The sequence below is a fragment of the Pseudomonas sp. B34(2017) genome, assembly GCF_002112915.1.
Classification (GTDB): Bacteria; Pseudomonadota; Gammaproteobacteria; order Pseudomonadales; family Pseudomonadaceae; genus Aquipseudomonas; species Aquipseudomonas pharyngis.
Window position 1 is genome coordinate 142,316 of sequence record NZ_NEJA01000006.1, and the last position, 16,191, is coordinate 158,506.

At 61.5% G+C, this 16,191-nt stretch carries 16 protein-coding genes; 10 read left to right on the top strand and 6 right to left on the bottom strand.

Annotation, left to right across the window (positions count from 1 at the left end; all coding sequences use genetic code 11):
* The first annotated feature begins 182 nt into the window (after nt 1–182).
* The 4 genes from potA to CAF80_RS19945 all read left to right on the top strand — a co-directional run bounded on the left by potA (nt 183) and on the right by CAF80_RS19945 (nt 4,278).
* Nucleotides 183–1,325 (top strand): polyamine ABC transporter ATP-binding protein, encoded by a 1,143-nt coding sequence (gene potA, locus CAF80_RS19930; RefSeq protein ID WP_007957110.1) that lies wholly within the window; start codon nt 183–185, stop codon nt 1,323–1,325.
* A complete protein-coding gene (locus CAF80_RS19935; RefSeq protein WP_064595393.1) occupies nt 1,322–2,236 on the top strand; it encodes an ABC transporter permease subunit in 915 nt (304 codons plus the stop codon). Before potA ends, CAF80_RS19935 begins: the two co-directional genes overlap by 4 nt.
* Nucleotides 2,233–3,111 carry an ABC transporter permease subunit gene (locus CAF80_RS19940; protein WP_074687818.1) on the top strand — a complete coding sequence of 293 codons (879 nt, stop codon included), beginning with the start codon at nt 2,233–2,235 and terminating at the stop codon, nt 3,109–3,111. Before CAF80_RS19935 ends, CAF80_RS19940 begins: the two co-directional genes overlap by 4 nt.
* Nucleotides 3,112–3,180: 69 nt before the next feature.
* Nucleotides 3,181–4,278 (top strand): polyamine ABC transporter substrate-binding protein, encoded by a 1,098-nt coding sequence (locus CAF80_RS19945; protein ID WP_039770922.1) that lies wholly within the window; start codon nt 3,181–3,183, stop codon nt 4,276–4,278.
* Nucleotides 4,279–4,539: 261 nt separating this feature from the next.
* On the opposite strand, the gene thpR is transcribed toward CAF80_RS19945, so the two are convergent.
* A complete protein-coding gene (thpR, locus tag CAF80_RS19950; protein WP_085667821.1) occupies nt 4,540–5,079 on the bottom strand; it encodes an RNA 2',3'-cyclic phosphodiesterase in 540 nt (179 codons plus the stop codon).
* 107 nt (nt 5,080–5,186) lie between these two features.
* Between thpR and CAF80_RS19955 the strand changes: the two genes are divergently transcribed.
* Nucleotides 5,187–5,381, top strand: a complete 195-nt coding sequence (locus CAF80_RS19955) for a hypothetical protein (RefSeq protein WP_007957125.1) — start codon at nt 5,187–5,189, stop codon at nt 5,379–5,381.
* Between the two features lie 15 nt (nt 5,382–5,396).
* Here the strand turns inward: CAF80_RS19955 and CAF80_RS19960 are convergent, their stop codons facing one another.
* Together CAF80_RS19960 and CAF80_RS19965 are read right to left on the bottom strand one after the other, a co-directional pair.
* Nucleotides 5,397–5,750 carry a DUF1428 domain-containing protein gene (locus tag CAF80_RS19960; RefSeq protein WP_039770926.1) on the bottom strand — a complete coding sequence of 118 codons (354 nt, stop codon included), beginning with the start codon at nt 5,748–5,750 and terminating at the stop codon, nt 5,397–5,399.
* Between the two features lie 2 nt (nt 5,751–5,752).
* The gene (locus CAF80_RS19965; protein WP_085667822.1) at nt 5,753–6,832 is read right to left on the bottom strand and encodes a hypothetical protein; all 1,080 of its coding nucleotides are present in this window, start codon (nt 6,830–6,832) and stop codon (nt 5,753–5,755) included.
* Between the two features lie 223 nt (nt 6,833–7,055).
* Between CAF80_RS19965 and CAF80_RS19970 the strand changes: the two genes are divergently transcribed.
* On the top strand, nt 7,056–7,328 hold the full coding sequence (locus tag CAF80_RS19970) for a hypothetical protein (RefSeq protein WP_039770930.1): 273 nt from the start codon (nt 7,056–7,058) through the stop codon (nt 7,326–7,328).
* A gap of 43 nt (nt 7,329–7,371) precedes the next feature.
* On the opposite strand, the gene CAF80_RS19975 is transcribed toward CAF80_RS19970, so the two are convergent.
* Complete coding sequence (locus CAF80_RS19975) at nt 7,372–7,578, bottom strand: hypothetical protein (RefSeq protein ID WP_039770932.1); 207 nt, start codon at nt 7,576–7,578, stop codon at nt 7,372–7,374.
* Nucleotides 7,579–7,812: 234 nt separating this feature from the next.
* Here CAF80_RS19975 and CAF80_RS19980 point away from each other — a divergent pair, with 234 nt between their 5' ends.
* From CAF80_RS19980 to paoC, 4 genes are all read left to right on the top strand, one after another.
* Nucleotides 7,813–9,567 (top strand): L-lactate permease, encoded by a 1,755-nt coding sequence (locus CAF80_RS19980; RefSeq protein WP_085667823.1) that lies wholly within the window; start codon nt 7,813–7,815, stop codon nt 9,565–9,567.
* Between the two features lie 241 nt (nt 9,568–9,808).
* Complete coding sequence (paoA, locus tag CAF80_RS19985; RefSeq protein ID WP_371916420.1) at nt 9,809–10,432, top strand: aldehyde dehydrogenase iron-sulfur subunit PaoA; 624 nt, start codon at nt 9,809–9,811, stop codon at nt 10,430–10,432.
* Nucleotides 10,429–11,385, top strand: coding sequence for a xanthine dehydrogenase family protein subunit M (locus tag CAF80_RS19990; RefSeq protein WP_085667825.1), 957 nt, complete (start codon nt 10,429–10,431; stop codon nt 11,383–11,385). The genes paoA and CAF80_RS19990 overlap by 4 nt, the downstream gene beginning before the upstream one ends.
* Nucleotides 11,382–13,580, top strand: coding sequence for an aldehyde oxidoreductase molybdenum-binding subunit PaoC (gene paoC / locus CAF80_RS19995; protein WP_085667826.1), 2,199 nt, complete (start codon nt 11,382–11,384; stop codon nt 13,578–13,580). Before CAF80_RS19990 ends, paoC begins: the two co-directional genes overlap by 4 nt.
* A gap of 84 nt (nt 13,581–13,664) precedes the next feature.
* On the opposite strand, the gene CAF80_RS20000 is transcribed toward paoC, so the two are convergent.
* Nucleotides 13,665–15,008 (bottom strand): dicarboxylate/amino acid:cation symporter, encoded by a 1,344-nt coding sequence (locus tag CAF80_RS20000; protein WP_039770940.1) that lies wholly within the window; start codon nt 15,006–15,008, stop codon nt 13,665–13,667.
* A 108-nt stretch (nt 15,009–15,116) separates the two neighbouring features.
* On the bottom strand, nt 15,117–16,172 hold the full coding sequence (locus CAF80_RS20005) for a tartrate dehydrogenase (protein ID WP_039770942.1): 1,056 nt from the start codon (nt 16,170–16,172) through the stop codon (nt 15,117–15,119).
* Nucleotides 16,173–16,191: the final 19 nt, after the last annotated feature.

Below are 16,191 nucleotides of genomic sequence, written 5' to 3' on the forward strand. Positions count from 1 at the left end.
CGGGGTCGGCGGTTGCGCGCTTGCGCATCCGTCATCCGCGATCAGCAACACACCGCGAAAACAAAAAGCACCACCCGGCAGCCAGGACGGCGGCGCCGAACAACCCGCACGGTGCGGGTCTGCAATCCACTCTTAAGCCAGGCCGCGTTGGCCCGGCGACTGAAACCTGTTGGGAGTTTCACATGGCAAACGCCTCCAGCACTTACAGGAAGGCTCTTGAAGGTCATCAGCAACCGAAAAAGGTTCTGGTGAAAGTCGATCGAGTCACCAAGAAGTTCGACGAAACCACGGCGGTGGACGATGTGTCCCTGGAGATCCATCAGGGCGAAATCTTCGCCCTGCTCGGCGGCTCCGGCTCGGGCAAATCGACCCTGCTGCGCATGCTCGCCGGTTTCGAACGGCCGACTGAAGGACGCATTCTGCTCGACGGTGTCGACATCACCGACATGCCGCCGTACGAGCGGCCGATCAACATGATGTTCCAGTCCTACGCCCTGTTCCCGCACATGACTGTTGCGCAGAACATCGCCTTCGGCCTCAAGCAGGACCGTTTGCCGGCCAGCGAAATTGACGCCCGCGTCGAAGAAATGCTGCGCCTCGTCCACATGACCCAATATGCCAAACGCCGCCCGCATCAGCTGTCCGGCGGCCAGCGTCAGCGCGTGGCCCTCGCCCGCTCGCTGGCCAAGCGTCCGAAGCTGTTGCTGCTCGACGAACCGATGGGCGCGCTGGATAAAAAGCTGCGCTCGCAAATGCAGCTGGAACTGGTTGAGATTATCGAACGCGTCGGCGTGACTTGCGTGATGGTGACCCATGACCAGGAAGAGGCCATGACCATGGCCGAGCGCATCGCGATCATGCACCTGGGCTGGATCGCCCAGATCGGCAGCCCGGTCGACATCTATGAAGCGCCGGTCAGCCGCATGGTCTGCGAATTCATCGGCAACGTGAACGCCTTCGACGGCACCGTGGTCGAGGACCTTGAAGGTCACGCGATCATCCACAGCCCGGACTTGCAGCAGAAGATCTACGTCGGTCATGGCGTCAGCACTTCGGTGCAGGACAAGTCGATCACCTACGCGATCCGTCCGGAAAAAATGCTCGTCAGCACGATCAAGCCGGAGACCCGCTACAACTGGTCCGAAGGCAAGGTGCATGACATCGCCTACCTCGGCGGCCACTCGGTGTTCTACGTCGAGTTGCCGAGCGGCAAGATCGTCCAGTCGTTCATGGCCAACGCCGAACGCCGTGGCGCGCGGCCGACCTGGGACGACAAGGTCTACGTCTGGTGGGAAGACGACAGCGGCGTGGTACTGCGCTCATGAGAACCTTCAATCAGCAATTCCTGCGTCTGGTGCCCAGCGGGCGAAAGTTCGTCATCGGCATCCCGTTCATCTGGCTGTTCCTGTTCTTCATGCTGCCGTTCTTCCTGGTGATGAAGATCAGTTTCTCGGAAGCCGCGCTGTCGATCCCGCCGTACTCGGAGATCTACACCTACGCCGAACAGAAATTCCAGCTGCTGCTGAACATCGGCAACTACACCCTGCTCGGCGAAGACGAGCTGTACCTGTCGGCCTACCTCGGGTCGTTGAAGGTGGCGCTGCTCAGTACGCTGATGTGCCTGGTGATCGGTTTCCCGATGGCCTACGCGATCACCAAGACCGGCAAGGAAACGCAAAACGTCCTGCTGCTGTTGATCATGATGCCGACCTGGACCGCGATCCTGATCCGCGTGTATGCGTGGATGGGCATCCTCAGCAACAACGGTCTGCTCAACGCGTTCCTGATGTGGACCGGGCTCACCGATCACCCGATCGAGATCCTCAACACCAACACGGCCGTGTATATCGGCGTGGTCTACGCCTACCTGCCTTTCATGGTGCTGCCGCTCTACGCCAACCTGGTGAAGCACGACGGAAGCCTGCTGGAAGCCGCGCAGGATCTGGGTTCGAGCAACTTCAACAACTTCTGGAAAATCACCGTGCCGCTGGCCAAGAACGGCATCATCGCCGGCTGCATGCTGGTGTTCATTCCGGTGGTGGGCGAGTTCGTGATTCCGGAACTGCTGGGCGGCCCGGAGACCCTGATGATCGGTCGCGTGCTGTGGCAAGAGTTCTTCAATAACCGCGACTGGCCGGTGGCGTCCGCGCTGGCGGTGGTGATGCTGTTGATCCTGATTGTGCCGATTCTGCTGTTCAACCGCAGCCAGGCCAAAGAGATGGAGGCACGGGGATGAAACGCTTCGGTTTTGCAAAGTTCATGTTGATCTTCGGCCTGACGTTCATTTATCTGCCGATGCTGATTCTGGTGATCTACTCGTTCAACGCCTCGAAACTGGTGACGGTCTGGGGTGGCTGGTCGGTGAAGTGGTACGTCGGCCTGCTCGACAACACCCAACTGATGGGCTCGGTGGTGCGCTCGCTGGAAATCGCCTGCTACACCGCGATTGCCGCCGTGGCGCTGGGCACCCTCGCCGCTTTCGTGCTGACCCGCGTAACGCGCTTCAAGGGTCGTACGCTGTTCGGTGGTCTGGTCACCGCGCCGCTGGTGATGCCTGAGGTGATCACCGGTCTGTCGCTGTTGCTGCTGTTCGTGGCGATGGCGCAACTGATCGGCTGGCCGCAGGAGCGTGGCATCGTCACGATCTGGATCGCCCACACCACGTTTTGTGCCGCTTATGTGGCGGTGGTAGTCTCCGCCCGCTTGCGCGAGCTGGACCTGTCGATCGAAGAAGCGGCGATGGATCTGGGCGCGAAACCGTTCAAGGTGTTTTTCCTGATCACCATCCCGATGATCGCGCCGTCGCTGGCGGCGGGCGGCATGATGTCGTTCGCCCTGTCGCTGGATGACCTGGTGCTGGCGAGCTTCGTCTCGGGCCCGGGTTCGACGACCCTGCCGATGGAAGTCTTCTCGGCCGTGCGTCTGGGCGTTAAGCCCGAGATCAACGCCGTGGCCAGCCTGATTCTGCTGGCAGTGTCGCTGGTGACCTTCCTGGTCTGGTACTTCGGCCGCAAGGCAGAAGCCAACCGCAAGCGGGCGATTCAGGAAGCCATGGATCAGACCGCCAACGAATCGTGGCAGCAACCTCAACGAGTGGCAGCGACGGCCTAGGGCCGTCGCGTTTTACGGCTTTGCGCTTTGGCTTAAAAGCTTTTGAATAAAAAGAATGGAGTTTCACCGATGAAAATGTTTGGCAGGACTCTGCTGACACTGTCCTTATTGGGCGCAATCGCCACGGGCGCCCAGGCCAACGACAAGGTGCTGCGCGTTTACAACTGGTCGGATTACATCGCCCCGGACACCGTCAAGAAGTTCGAGGACGAGACCGGCATCCGCGTGACCTACGATGTGTTCGACAGCAACGAAACCCTTGAGGCACGTCTGCTCGCGGGCAAATCCGGCTACGACATCGTGGTGCCGTCCAACAGTTTCCTGGCCAAGCAGATCAAGGCCGGGGTCTACCAGACTCTGGATAAATCGAAGCTGCCAAACTGGAAAAACCTCAACCCGGTGCTGCTGAAAAACGCCTCCGCCAGTGATCCAGACAACGCCCACGCGTTCCCGTACATGTGGGGCTCGATCGGCATCGGCTTCAACCCGGACAAGGTCAAGGAAGTGCTCGGCAAGAATGCGCCGACCAATTCCTGGGATCTGCTGTTCAAACCGGAGAATGCCGAGAAGCTGAAGGCCTGCGGCATCAGTTTCCTCGACTCGCCGACCGAAATGCTCCCGGCCGCCCTGCACTACCTGGGTTATCCGGTGAACGACAAGGACGTGAAGCACATCGCCGAAGCCGAAGCGCTGTTCATGAAAATCCGGCCGTCGGTGGCGTATTTCCATTCGTCGAAGTACATCTCCGATCTGGCCAACGGCAACATCTGCGTGGCGGTCGGTTACTCGGGTGACGTGCTGCAGGCCAAGGCCCGCGCGGTGGAATCGGGCAACAAGGTCGAGATCGACTACAGCATTCCCAAGGAAGGCGCCGGCAGTTTCTATGACATGGTCGCCATCCCTCGCGATGCCGCCAACGTCGAGAACGCCTACCTGTTCATGAACTTCCTGATGCGCCCGGACATCATCGCCGAAGTCACCAACAGCATCGGCTACAGCAACGCCAACGAAGCCGCGACGCCGCTGGTGGACGAAGCGATCCGCAACGACCCGGGCTCGTACCCGCCGCAAGCGGTGATGGCCACGTTGTATGCGGTGCCGGATCAGCCGATTGCCACCCAGCGGATCATGACCCGGGGCTGGACCCGCGTGAAACTCGGCAAGTAATGGCACCACCGATGATCGTTCCCACGCTCTGCGTGGGAATGCCTCAAGGGACGCTCCGCGTTCCAGCTCCGGAAGGGACGCGGAGCGTCCCGGGCTGCATTCCCACGCGGAGCGTGGGAACGATCAGACAGTCAGCGATCAGTCTAGAAAGTTTCCGTTCATGCAGCGCCTTACCACCGCTGCCCCCTGCTCTGAACGGCCTCACCTGGCTTCCTCGGTTCAGGTGAATTCAGGCGCCCTCGGGCGCCTTTTTTTGTGGGCTCAGATCAGTGGCCAATCGGCCAGCGAGCGGTAGCGGCCCTTGTGGGATTCGAACAGCGCAAAGCGTTCAGCCCGCAGGAAGAACTCCGGCGGCGTGGCGGATTCCGGTTCCGGCGCCCGATAGTCCCGGGCCAGTGTCAGGTGCGGACGATACTCGCGCGTCGCCTCTTCAAATCCGAACGGCAACATCGCCTGCTCCAGCGCGTAAACCAGCCGCAACAATCCCTGCGGCGCCTGCTCCGGCGCCAGCGACAACACCCCGGCGCGGCGCCAGACCTGCAACCGATCCAGCGAAATCCTCAGCGCCTCCCCCGGCGTACGTACCTTCGCCGCCGCCTCACAGACTTCGCCAATCTGCGCCAACGGCACCGCGCCGAGAAACAGCAGTGTCAGGTGAAAGTTGTCCGCCGGCACCGGTTTGCCGGTGCGCAACCCCAGTTCGCTGCGCCACTGGGCAATCGCCTTGCGCTGCGCCGGCGGGCAGTCCAGGGCGAAGAACAGCCGCTTGAACGGTTGATCCCCGCGCGTTTCGTCCGTCATGGCCACGCTCCTTCGTTCGTCGAGATCCCTGGATTCTACACGCCCGTTTCTGGCGACTCTCGGCATGGGGTTTATAGTTCAACGATTGCCATCAACCGGAGGACGTCATGCGCGAGATCCTCAGCAAAGAACCCTGGTGGGCCCGACCGCCGAATCCCGGACAGGATGAGAGCGAACTGGAATGGGGCTGGCTGGTGCATTACAGCGAAGGTGAGCCGCGTTTCGAATTCGTCCGCGAGCGGCCGACGGACGAGCAGATCCGCAACCGCAAAGGCTGCCGGATCACCCCGTCGGCGGAGTGACCCGGCAACGCGGCATCAAGGTTCGAGAATGTCCTTGAAGCCACCGAAGATCATCCGCTGCCCATCGAACGGCATCGGATTGACGTCTGGCTGCATGCGCGGGTCTTCCATCATTTTCGCCATGCCGCTGTCGCGGGTGGCCTTGTCCGGCCAGACCAGCCAACCGGCCGATACGACTTCGCCTTCCTTGAGTTTTACGGCCATCGGGAATGAGGTGACCTTGCCGTCCGGCACGTCATCGCCCCAGCCCTGAATCACCTCCAGCGCGCCGTATTCCTTGAACAGCTTCGCGGCGATTTCGCAGTGTTTTTTGTACTGTTCGCGGTTGGCATTCGGCACGGGAGCCACGAAAACATCGATGTAAGCCATGATCATTCTCCTTGCAGGGTGGGTTCGATCTGCTGAGTAGTCGACTCGGGCGGCCGCCATTCGACACGGTTGACGCCCAACCCGACCGACGGTTCATCTCGCCCGCCCAGATTGCCCTCGACCTGCGCCGCCATGTGCAGCGTGCCGGCCATCACGCCGGTGGTCGGGTTTTGCACCAGTTTCAGCCAGGCCTTGTCGAAGGTGTTGCCCAGGCTGCTGCGGATCAGCGCTTCGCTGTCCGGGCGGTCGTTGGCCTGAATGATTGCGCGCACGCCCGCCACCCCGACCGAAATCAGCGCCCCGGCCAGTTTGCCTGCCGCTGCCGCCACCGCACTGGCCGCGCCGCGCGGGGCCATTTCCGCCTCCATGCGCTGACTGGCGCGCTTGGCCACCGGCGCCATGGCCGATTCGGTCGAAGCCACGCCTTTGGAGCCGCCGTCGGTGTGGATCTTGTCGATCAGCGCCGCGTAGGCCGGCAGCGTGTTCAACGGTTCAGTGCTGACAACCTGATACAGCGAAGCATCCCTCGCCGGCGGCGGGCCAAGGGCGATGGCAGGGATTTTCTGCAATCGTCCGTTGAGCTGGGCGATGGGCACGCCGTGGCGCTGGGCAATGACTGGCATCTGCTGCGCCATCAGTTGCGCGTAGAACGCGGTGGACTGGCCGAGGATCGCGTCCGGGTCGATCTCCACCGCCACCGGCGCCAGCACGCGTTCCTGATATTGCTCCAGCAGATAGGCCGCCAGACGTTTGGCCGAAGCATCCTGCTCGCCGCTGGCACTGATCGTGTACCAGCTGACCTTCATCGACAGCCATTCCTGGGTCCAGTAACTGCTGAACCACGGGATGAAATTTTCTTCAGTTTGCTCATAGACCCGAATGCGCCAATGTTCCATCGAGCCACGGGCGAACACCTTGACCTGCTCGGTGGCCTGTTTCGAGGCGCTGACGATTTCCCGGTCGATCTGCTGCCAGGTCGCCGGCGAAACCACCACCGCCGGCGCGGTCACCGGGGCCCGCGCCGTGGTGGCGCAGCCGGCCAGCAACACCAGTGCGGCGACGAGCAGCGCACGCAGGTTCACGGTGGCGGTCCTTATCTGTTCTTTGGTCGCAAGACCTGAAGAATCCGGGGGAGATGACATGAGTATAGGTGCGTGCGGTGCGCCGTTTATCCGCTGGTCAGGGCCGCTCCGGTCCAACCATCAATGCCGTCAATATTCACCATCGCGACGATTGCCTTCCGCATGTTGCTCGCCAAAGGCACGATTAGCCCATCCGAAACACACAGCACGAGGAGTTCACATCATGATCAATACCGTCACCCTCGCCGTGAGTTTCCCGGTCTTCGGCAGCAACTACTACGATCAGCACGCCGTGTCGCGCAAGACCCAGGCGCTGGTGTTCGACGAAGCCTTCGAAGATCTGTTGATGCCCGCCGCGAGCAATCATTTCAGCAATGAAGTGGTCGGCCTCAACGATCAGTTCCGGTTTCTGAGCGACATTCTCGCCACCCATTTGCTGGACATCGAGGCCTCAGTGCCTGCGCGATCCAGCGTCCGGGCGAGCGCTCATTTTTAATGCCAGAGGGCGTTCCCGTCGGGGAACGCCCTCTTCGTTTCAGTCAGTCATCATCCCGGTCGCGGTAATAACGACGCCCGTCGCGGCGGTCGTCATCGCGGTCGTCCCAGCGCCGGTCGTGATCGTAATAACGGCCATGATCGCGGTCGTAATGCCGGCCATGGCGATGGTCATCATCGAAATCCGCCACACAGCCGCCCAGCAGTACAGCGGCGGAAACGGTCAGCAGCAGGCTTGTTGCACGCATCATTCAGAATTTCCCTAAAACCAAGGTCTTGACGACGGAAACGGCAGCGCTGCCCGCACCGAAGAGGCGCGGTGTGCGCTGCCGCAGATACGACCGGGGAAAACGACGATGATTCACCGACCGCCGATGACCGTTGATCGCCTCGCCCGCCTCGCCCGAGCGGCGGCCAAATGCCACCTATACTGCTTGCAACGCGCAAAGGATCTGCCCCTCAAAAACAACAAGTAGAGGTGCGACATGGTCTGGCAACAAGTCTATGACCCGTTCGGCAATCCGGTGATTTCCACGATCATGGCCGCCGTTCCAGTGGTGGTGATGCTGGCGGCGCTGGCCTTCTTTCATGTGAAGGCGCATCTGGCCGCACTGCTGGCGCTGGCCTCGGCACTGCTGATCTCGATCTTCGCCTTCGGCATGCCCGCCAACATGGCCGGTTCGGCGGCGCTGTTCGGTGCGGCCAACGGGCTGCTGCCGATTGGCTGGATCGTGCTCAACATCATTTTTCTGCATCGCCTGACCACCGAGAACGGCTCGTTCAAGGTGTTGCAGGATTCGCTAGCCCGCATCACCGACGACCGGCGCCTGCAATTGCTGCTGATCGCCTTCTGTTTTGGCGCCTTCTTTGAAGGTGCCGCCGGATTCGGCACGCCGGTGGCGGTCACCGGCGCCATTCTGATCGGTCTTGGTTTTTCGCCACTGGCAGCGTCCGGTCTGGCGCTGATCGCCAACACCGCGCCGGTGGCCTTCGGCGCACTGGGCACGCCGATCATTACGCTGGCCAAGGTCACCGGGCTGGATGAGATGGAGCTCTCGATGATGGTGGGACGGCAGCTGCCGTTCTTTTCGGTGCTGGTGCCGTTCTGGCTGATCTGGGCCTTCGCCGGGTGGCGCAAGATGCTGGAGGTATGGCCGGCGATTCTGGTGGCGGGCGTCAGTTTCGCCATCCCGCAGTTTCTGGTTTCGAACTACCACGGGCCGATGCTGGTGGACGTGATCGCCGCGCTGATTTCCATGGCGTGCCTGACGTTGTTCCTCAAGGTGTGGAAACCGGCAACCGTCCACACCTCGGCCGCGCTGTCGGGGCGGCATGACGACTCGAAGGTCGACGAAGAAAAGGTCACGGCCAGCGCCGCATTCAGCGATCAGGCGCGCCCGGCAGTGATGCGCGCGTGGATGCCGTGGATCATCCTCACGGTGTTCGTGTTTGCCTGGGGCACCCAGGGTTTCAAGAACATGTTCGACACCCGTCCGGCGATTGATCCCGTCAGCCAATCGGCCAGGCTCGATCCGCAGGGCAAACCGCTGCGCGAGGCCAATCCGGTGTTCGCCCCGGCCGTGACTTTCAGCTCCCTGCATCTGCAGATCGAAAAAGTCCCGCCGGTGGTCGCCGCGCCGAAAGCTGAAGAGGCGGTGTACAAGTTCACATGGTTCACTGCCACCGGCAGCGGCATCCTGCTCGCGGCGATTGTCGGTGGATTGCTGATGGGCTACTCGATCCCCCAACTGATCAAACAGTACCTTCGCACACTGTGGGTGGTGCGCTTTTCGCTGATCACAATTGCCGCGATGCTGGCGCTGGGATTCCTGACCCGCTACTCGGGGCTGGACGCGACCATGGGCCTGGCATTCGCTGCCACGGGGATTTTCTACCCGATGTTCGGCACCTTGCTCGGCTGGCTTGGCGTAGCACTGACTGGGTCGGATACCGCGTCCAACGTGCTGTTTGGCGGCTTGCAACGGGTGACGTCGGAACAGCTGGGCATCAGCCCGGTCCTGATGGCGGCGGCCAACAGCTCCGGCGGAGTGATGGGCAAAATGGTCGACGCGCAGTCGATCGTGGTCGCCTCGACGGCGACTCGCTGGTACGGGCATGAAGGGGAAATCCTGCGTTACGTGTTCTTCCATTCCATCGTGCTGGCAATCCTGGTCGGCGGTCTGGTGACGTTGCAGGCGTATGTGGCGCCGTTTACGTCCATGGTGGTCGGCGCGCATTGAGATCTTGGGTGTCTCGGTTGTGAGAGCGATCTGGCTCACAGCCAAGGCACCCGCGTTCATTCTGTCGATTCATGAACCGCGCGCATGAGGCCATGCGCAAATCAAAGAAAACCTTTTCCTCTCCAGCGTGGTCACTCCTAGAACAGAGCGAGACTGGCAACCACGCCAGCGTACCCGTGCGGGTCTTTCACACCCTGCCGACCTGATAGAGGAAGCCAAGCCAATGAACGACCATCCGCCAATGGCGATCTCCCGACGCCGTTTCCTGATTCTCGGTGCCGTGACCGCAACCGCGTTCGCGATGCCCCCTTTCATCAGCCTCAAGGCCTACGCGGCCAGCCTGGAGCAACCGGCCATGGCCAAAGTAACCATCGAAGTCAACGGCAAGCCACAGGCGCTGGAGGTTGATACTCGCACCACCCTGCTCGACGCCCTGCGCGAACACCTGCAGCTGACCGGCAGCAAAAAGGGCTGCGACCACGGCCAGTGCGGCGCCTGCACGGTGATCGTCGATGGCCGGCGAATCAATTCCTGCCTGACCCTGGCGGTAATGCAGGACGGCGCCAAAGTCACCACCATCGAAGGCCTCGGCATGCCGGACCACCTGCACCCGATGCAGGCCGCGTTCGTCAAGCATGACGGCTATCAATGCGGCTACTGCACGCCGGGGCAGATCTGCTCGGCGGTCGCCGTGCTTCAGGAAATCCGCGACGGCATCCCCAGTCACGCCAGCGCCAGCCTCACCGACGCACCGCAACTGATCGCCAGCGAATTGCAGGAACGCATGAGCGGCAACATCTGCCGATGCGGCGCCTATTCGAACATCATCGAAGCCATCAGCGAAGTCGCGGAGGTGCCAGCATGAGAGCGTTCAATTACAGCCGCGCCGACTCTCCCGCCGCAGCCGCCGCTCAAGCTGCACAAATCGAAGGTGCGCGTTTCATCGCCGGCGGCACCAACCTGCTGGACTTGATGAAGCTCGACATCGAAACGCCGCAGCAGCTGATTGACGTCAATCACCTGGGCCTCGACCGGATCGAAGCCACCGAAGACGGCGGCTTGCGCATCGGCGCACTGGTGCGCAACACCGATCTGGCCGCCGACAGCCGCGTCCGGAAAGACTACGCGCTGCTGTCCCGCGCTTTGCTCGCCGGTGCATCGGGCCAGTTGCGCAACATGGCGACCACCGCCGGCAATCTGCTCCAGCGCACCCGCTGCCCGTATTTCTACGACACCAATCAAGCCTGCAATAAACGCAATCCCGGCAGCGGTTGCGCGGCGATTGGCGGGGTCAGTCGACAACTCGGCATTATCGGCGTCAGCGACGCCTGCATTGCGACCCATCCGAGTGACATGGCGATTGCGATGCGGGCGCTGGATGCCCAGGTCGAAACGCTCAAGGCCGATGGCAGCACCCGGCGCATCGCCATGGCGGATTTCCATCAATTACCCGGCACCACACCGAATGTCGAAACCAGTCTGATGCCGGGCGAGCTGATTACCGCCGTCACCCTGCCCGCGCCAGTGGGCGGTACCCATGTCTATCACAAGGTGCGCGACCGCTCGTCGTACGCCTTCGCCCTGGTCTCCGTCGGCCTGATCCTGCAGAAGGATGGCAGCGGCCGCATCGCCGTCGGTGGCATCGCGCCGAAACCCTGGCGAGTCGAAGCGGCGGAAGCGCTGCTGCCGCAAGGTGCGAAAGCCGTCAGTGCGCGCCTGCTCGACGGCGCCACGCCTACTTCTGACAACCAGTTCAAAGTGACATTGGTCGAGCGCACGATTGCCTCGGTGCTGGCCCAAGCGAGGGACGAAGCATGAAATTCGACACGCCCGCCACGACCAACCCAATTGATCAGTTGAACGTCATCGGCAAACCCACCGACCGCATCGAAGGTCCGCTGAAAACCAGCGGCCAGGCGCCTTACGCCTACGAGCAACATGAGGCGGTCAAGAATCAGGCCTATGGCGTGATGGTCGGTTCGGCCATTGCCAAGGGTCGCATCACCCGCATCGATCTGGAGGCCGCCCGCGCCGCGCCGGGCGTGCTGACCATCGTCACCGCCGCCAATGCCGGCAAGCTCGGCAAAGGCCAATACAACGCCGCACACCTGCTGGCCGGGCCGCAAGTGCAGCACTATCACCAGGCAGTAGCGCTGGTGGTCGCCGAAACCTTCGAACAGGCGCGGGCCGCTGCGCAACTGGTCAACGTCGAATACGCGCAAGACAAGGGCCAATTTGATCTGGCCAGCGTGCGCGATCAGGGCGTGGAGCCGAAAGACGAATTGCCGGACGTCACACACGGCGATTTCGCCAGCGCTTTTGCCGCCGCACCCGTGCAATTCGATCAGACCTATACCACGCCGGATCAGTCCCACGCGATGATGGAGCCCCACGCGACACTTGCCGCGTGGAAAGGCGATCAACTGACGCTCTGGACCTCCAACCAGATGATCGCCTGGAGCGTCGGCGACATTGCCGCCACCCTCGGCCTGCCCAAGGAAAACGTGCGGTTGATCTCGCCGTACATTGGTGGCGGTTTCGGCGGCAAGCTGTTCATTCGCGCCGACGCGATCCTCGCCGCTCTGGGTGCACGGCTGGCGAACCGGCCAGTGAAGGTCGCCCTCGCCCGCCCGCAGATCGCCAACAACACCACCCACCGACCCGCCACCATTCAACGCATTCGCATGGGCGCCACGACTGACGGCAAACTCACCGCCATCGCCCATGAAGGCTGGTCGGGCAACCTCGCCGACGGCAAGGTCGAAGTCGCGGCGCAGCCGAGTCAGTTGCTCTACGCCGCAGAAAATCGCCTGGTGACCATGCGCCTTGCGCCGCTCGATCTGCCGGAAGGCAACGCCATGCGCGCACCGGGTGAAACGCCGGGGCTGATGGCACTGGAGATCGCCATGGACGAGATGGCGGAACAGCTCAAACTCGATCCGATCCAGTTCCGCATCCTCAACGACACGCAGGTCGATCCGGTGAAAACCGAGCGGCCGTTCTCCCAGCGACGCCTGATCGAATGCCTGCAAACCGGTGCCGAACGCTTCGGCTGGGATAAGCGCAATGCGACGCCCGGCACCCGTCGCGAAGGTCGCTGGCTGATCGGGATGGGCGTTGCGGCGGCGATTCGCAACAACCTGCTGGTGAAGTCCGGCGCACGGGTACGACTGGAGCGCGACGGCAAGATCACCGTTGAAACCGACATGACCGACATTGGCACCGGCAGCTATACGATCATTGGTCAGACTGCAGCGGAAATGATGGGGGTCAGCCTGGACGATGTGGTGGTGCGACTCGGCGATTCGAATTTCCCGGTGTCGGCAGGCTCCGGCGGCCAGTTCGGCGCCAATTGCTCGACCGCCGGGGTTTACGCGGCTTGCATGAAACTGCGCGAAGCGATCACGGCCAAACTCGGCATGAGTGCGGGTGATGCGCAGTTTGCCGATGGCCACGTGCGACTGGGCAGCAAGAACGTGCCGTTACGCGAGGCCGCGCAACATGCCCCGATCGAAGTCGAGGACAGCATCGAATTCGCCGACCTCGCCAAGCAGTACCAGCAATCGACCTTCGGCGCGCACTTCGTCGAAGTCGCCGTCGATGCCGCCACCGGCGAAGTCCGCGTGCGGCGCATGCTCGCGGTGTGCGCCGCCGGGCGGATTCTCAATCCGAAATCGGCCCGCAGCCAGGTGATCGGCGCGATGACCATGGGCGTCGGCGCAGCATTGATGGAAGAACTCGCGGTGGACAAGCGCCAGGGCTTTTTCGTCAACCATGACCTGGCGGGCTACGAAGTGCCGGTGCATGCCGACATCCCGCATCAGGAGGTGATTTTCCTCGATGAAACCGACCCCATTTCCTCGCCGATGAAAGCCAAGGGGGTCGGTGAACTGGGGATCTGCGGCGTGAGTGCGGCGGTGGCGAATGCGATCTATAACGCCACCGGTGCACGGGTGCGGGAGTATCCGATTACTCTGGACAAGGTTCTGGATGCGTTGCCTGAGATGATCTGAAACCGAATGAAAAACGCCCGGCGTGAGCCGGGCGTTTTTGTGCCTGAGACGGCATGGCACCTGCGGTTGCTGTATCCGATTCGTCTACCTGGCGGCCACGCGCTCAAGGCCTGGGCGCAGAGATTCGCTGGCGTGGAGAGTGATCTCGGCTTCCGGCACCTGCGCACTCCGTTCCTCGGCCTCGCCATTGAGCGCCCTGTGCATTTTTTCGCTATCGAGCGCCCCGACCCATTTGGCGATGGCCATGGTGCCCACGCCATTACCGATGGTGTTGGTGATTGCCCGAGCCTCCGACATGAAGCGATCGACCCCGAGCAACAGCACCATGCCTGCCACCGGAATCGTGCCGAGCGAGGCCAATGTCGCGGCCAGTATGATGAACCCTGAACCGGTTACCCCCGCCGAGCCCTTGGAGGTGAACATCAACACCGCCAGCACAATCAATTGGTCGGTCAGCGTCAGCGGTGTGTTCGTCGCCTGAGCGATGAAGATCGCCGCGATGGTGTAGTAGATGGCCTGGCCGTCCGGGTTGAAGGTCAGCCCCGAGGGGATGATCATCCCGGCCACCGGTTTCGATACGCCGGCCTTTTCCATCTTCGAGATCATCTGCGGCAGCACCGACTCCGAGGAGCTGGTGCCGAGTACCGTAAACAGCTCTTCCTTGATGAACCTGAGGAATTTCCACAAGCTGAAACCGCTGTAACGGCAGATCGGGCCGAGCACAAAAATCACGAACACCGCACAGGTCAGGTAAACGCAGGCCATCAGTTTTCCCAGCGAAAACAGCGAACTGAAACCGTACTTGCCAATGGTGAAGGCAATGGCGCCGAACGCACCAATCGGCGCCAGACGCATGACCATGTTGACGATTCGAAACATGCCCTGCATCAGACTCTCAAGCGCATCGACAAACACCTTGCCACGCGGCCCGACATGGGCCAGGGCGATGCCCAGCAGGATCGAAAACAACAGGATTTGCAAAACATTGCCCTTGGCAAATGCATCGACGATCGTGTCGGGGATGATGCCCATCACAAAATCCATGAACGACGCATGTTTGGCCGCTGTGGTGTACGTCGCCAGGCTGCTGGTGTCGAGACTGGCGACATCGACATTCATGCCCGCGCCAGGCTTGAACACGTCCACCACGATCAGCCCGATGACCAGCGCCAGCGTCGACACCACCTCGAAATAAATCAAAGCACGAAAGCCGACCCGACCCAGCTCCTTCATGTTTTCCATGCGGGCGATACCGGTCACCACCGTGAGAAAAATCACCGGTGCCAGCAGCATTTTGATCAGTTTGATGAAGGCGTCGCCCAAGGGTTTGAGCGCGGTGCCGGTCTCGGGCACCAGCACGCCGATGAGTGCGCCGAGGATCACGGCGACAAGGACTTGTACGTAAAGTTTGCCGAATATTCTTTTCATGACAGGGCCCTGATTTTTTATTGTTGTCAGGAAATGCCGAGGGGCGCGATACGCCCCTCGGCGGTGTGCCGCAGTACTGATTTGAATTGCAGAGGGATCAGCGGTTGATCAGCGGTTGATCAGCGCGATCACCGCGTCGGTGACTTGGCGCGTCGTGGCGGTGCCACCCAGATCCGGGGTGTGCAGACCGCTTTCCGTGACTGCCTCGATTGCCGACATCAGGTGTTTGGCGGCTGTTTTTTCGCCCAGATGCTCAAGCATCATCGCGGCAGTCCAGAACGTCGCGATCGGATTGGCCACGCCTTTGCCGGTGATATCAAACGCCGAGCCGTGGATCGGCTCGAACATCGAAGGGAAATCACGCCCTGGATTGAGGTTGGCCGTGGGCGCAATGCCGAGGCTGCCGGACAACGCAGCGGCCAGATCAGACAGAATGTCGGCGTGCAGGTTGGTCGCGACAATCACGTCCAGCGTCGCCGGCTTGAGCACCATGCGAGTGGTCACGGCATCGACCAGTTCCTTGTCGATCTTCACGTCCGGAAAGTCCTTGGCGACTTCGTAGAAGATTTCGTCCCACAGCACCATGCCGTGCCGCTGGGCATTGGATTTGGTGACCATGGTCAAATGTTTGCGCGGGCGGCTTTGCGCCAGTTCGAAGGCGAAACGATGAATGCGCTCGACCCCGGCACGGGTGAACACCGACACTTCGGTCGCCACTTCTTCCGGCAAGCCTCGATGAACGCGGCCGCCGTTGCCGGAATACTCGCCCTCGGAGTTTTCCCGGACCACGACCCAATCGATCTGCTCACCGTTGTGCAGCGGACTTTTCACCCCCGGCAGCACGCGGGCCGGACGCACGTTGGCGTATTGATCGAAACCCTGGCAGATCGGCAGACGCAGGCCCCACAGGGAAATGTGATCCGGCACATTGAGTGCGCCGACCGCACCGAAGAAAATTGCGTCGAAGGTTTTCAGTTCCTGCAAGCCGCCTTCAGGAATGTAGTGACCGTTTTTCAGGTAGTTGTCGGAGTTCCAGTCGAAGTGTTTGAAATCCAGTTCAAAACCGGATTTTTTCGCCAGGGCTTGTAGTACTTCGACGCCGGCGGCAATCACTTCCACACCAATGCCATCACCCGGAACCGCTGCAATCTTGTATGCACTCATGGTCAACTCCACTCTCTTC

Bases quoted from the DNA above. Each gene is read 5' to 3' on its own strand.
- CAF80_RS19975 (WP_039770932.1), bottom strand. From the start codon at position 7,578: ATGATGCGTGCAACAAGCCTGCTGCTGACCGTTTCCGCCGCTGTACTG.
- CAF80_RS19955 (WP_007957125.1), top strand. From the start codon at position 5,187: ATGCGCGAGATCCTCAGCAAAGAACCCTGGTGGGCCCGACCGCCGAAT.
- paoC (WP_085667826.1), top strand. From the start codon at position 11,382: ATGAAATTCGACACGCCCGCCACGACCAACCCAATTGATCAGTTGAAC.
- paoA (WP_371916420.1), top strand. From the start codon at position 9,809: ATGGCGATCTCCCGACGCCGTTTCCTGATTCTCGGTGCCGTGACCGCA.
- CAF80_RS19945 (WP_039770922.1), top strand. From the start codon at position 3,181: ATGAAAATGTTTGGCAGGACTCTGCTGACACTGTCCTTATTGGGCGCA.
- potA (WP_007957110.1), top strand. From the start codon at position 183: ATGGCAAACGCCTCCAGCACTTACAGGAAGGCTCTTGAAGGTCATCAG.
- CAF80_RS19980 (WP_085667823.1), top strand. From the start codon at position 7,813: ATGGTCTGGCAACAAGTCTATGACCCGTTCGGCAATCCGGTGATTTCC.
- CAF80_RS20000 (WP_039770940.1), bottom strand. From the start codon at position 15,008: ATGAAAAGAATATTCGGCAAACTTTACGTACAAGTCCTTGTCGCCGTG.
- CAF80_RS19970 (WP_039770930.1), top strand. From the start codon at position 7,056: ATGATCAATACCGTCACCCTCGCCGTGAGTTTCCCGGTCTTCGGCAGC.
- CAF80_RS19940 (WP_074687818.1), top strand. From the start codon at position 2,233: ATGAAACGCTTCGGTTTTGCAAAGTTCATGTTGATCTTCGGCCTGACG.
- thpR (WP_085667821.1), bottom strand. From the start codon at position 5,079: ATGACGGACGAAACGCGCGGGGATCAACCGTTCAAGCGGCTGTTCTTC.
- CAF80_RS19960 (WP_039770926.1), bottom strand. From the start codon at position 5,750: ATGGCTTACATCGATGTTTTCGTGGCTCCCGTGCCGAATGCCAACCGC.
- CAF80_RS19990 (WP_085667825.1), top strand. From the start codon at position 10,429: ATGAGAGCGTTCAATTACAGCCGCGCCGACTCTCCCGCCGCAGCCGCC.
- CAF80_RS19935 (WP_064595393.1), top strand. From the start codon at position 1,322: ATGAGAACCTTCAATCAGCAATTCCTGCGTCTGGTGCCCAGCGGGCGA.
- CAF80_RS20005 (WP_039770942.1), bottom strand. From the start codon at position 16,172: ATGAGTGCATACAAGATTGCAGCGGTTCCGGGTGATGGCATTGGTGTG.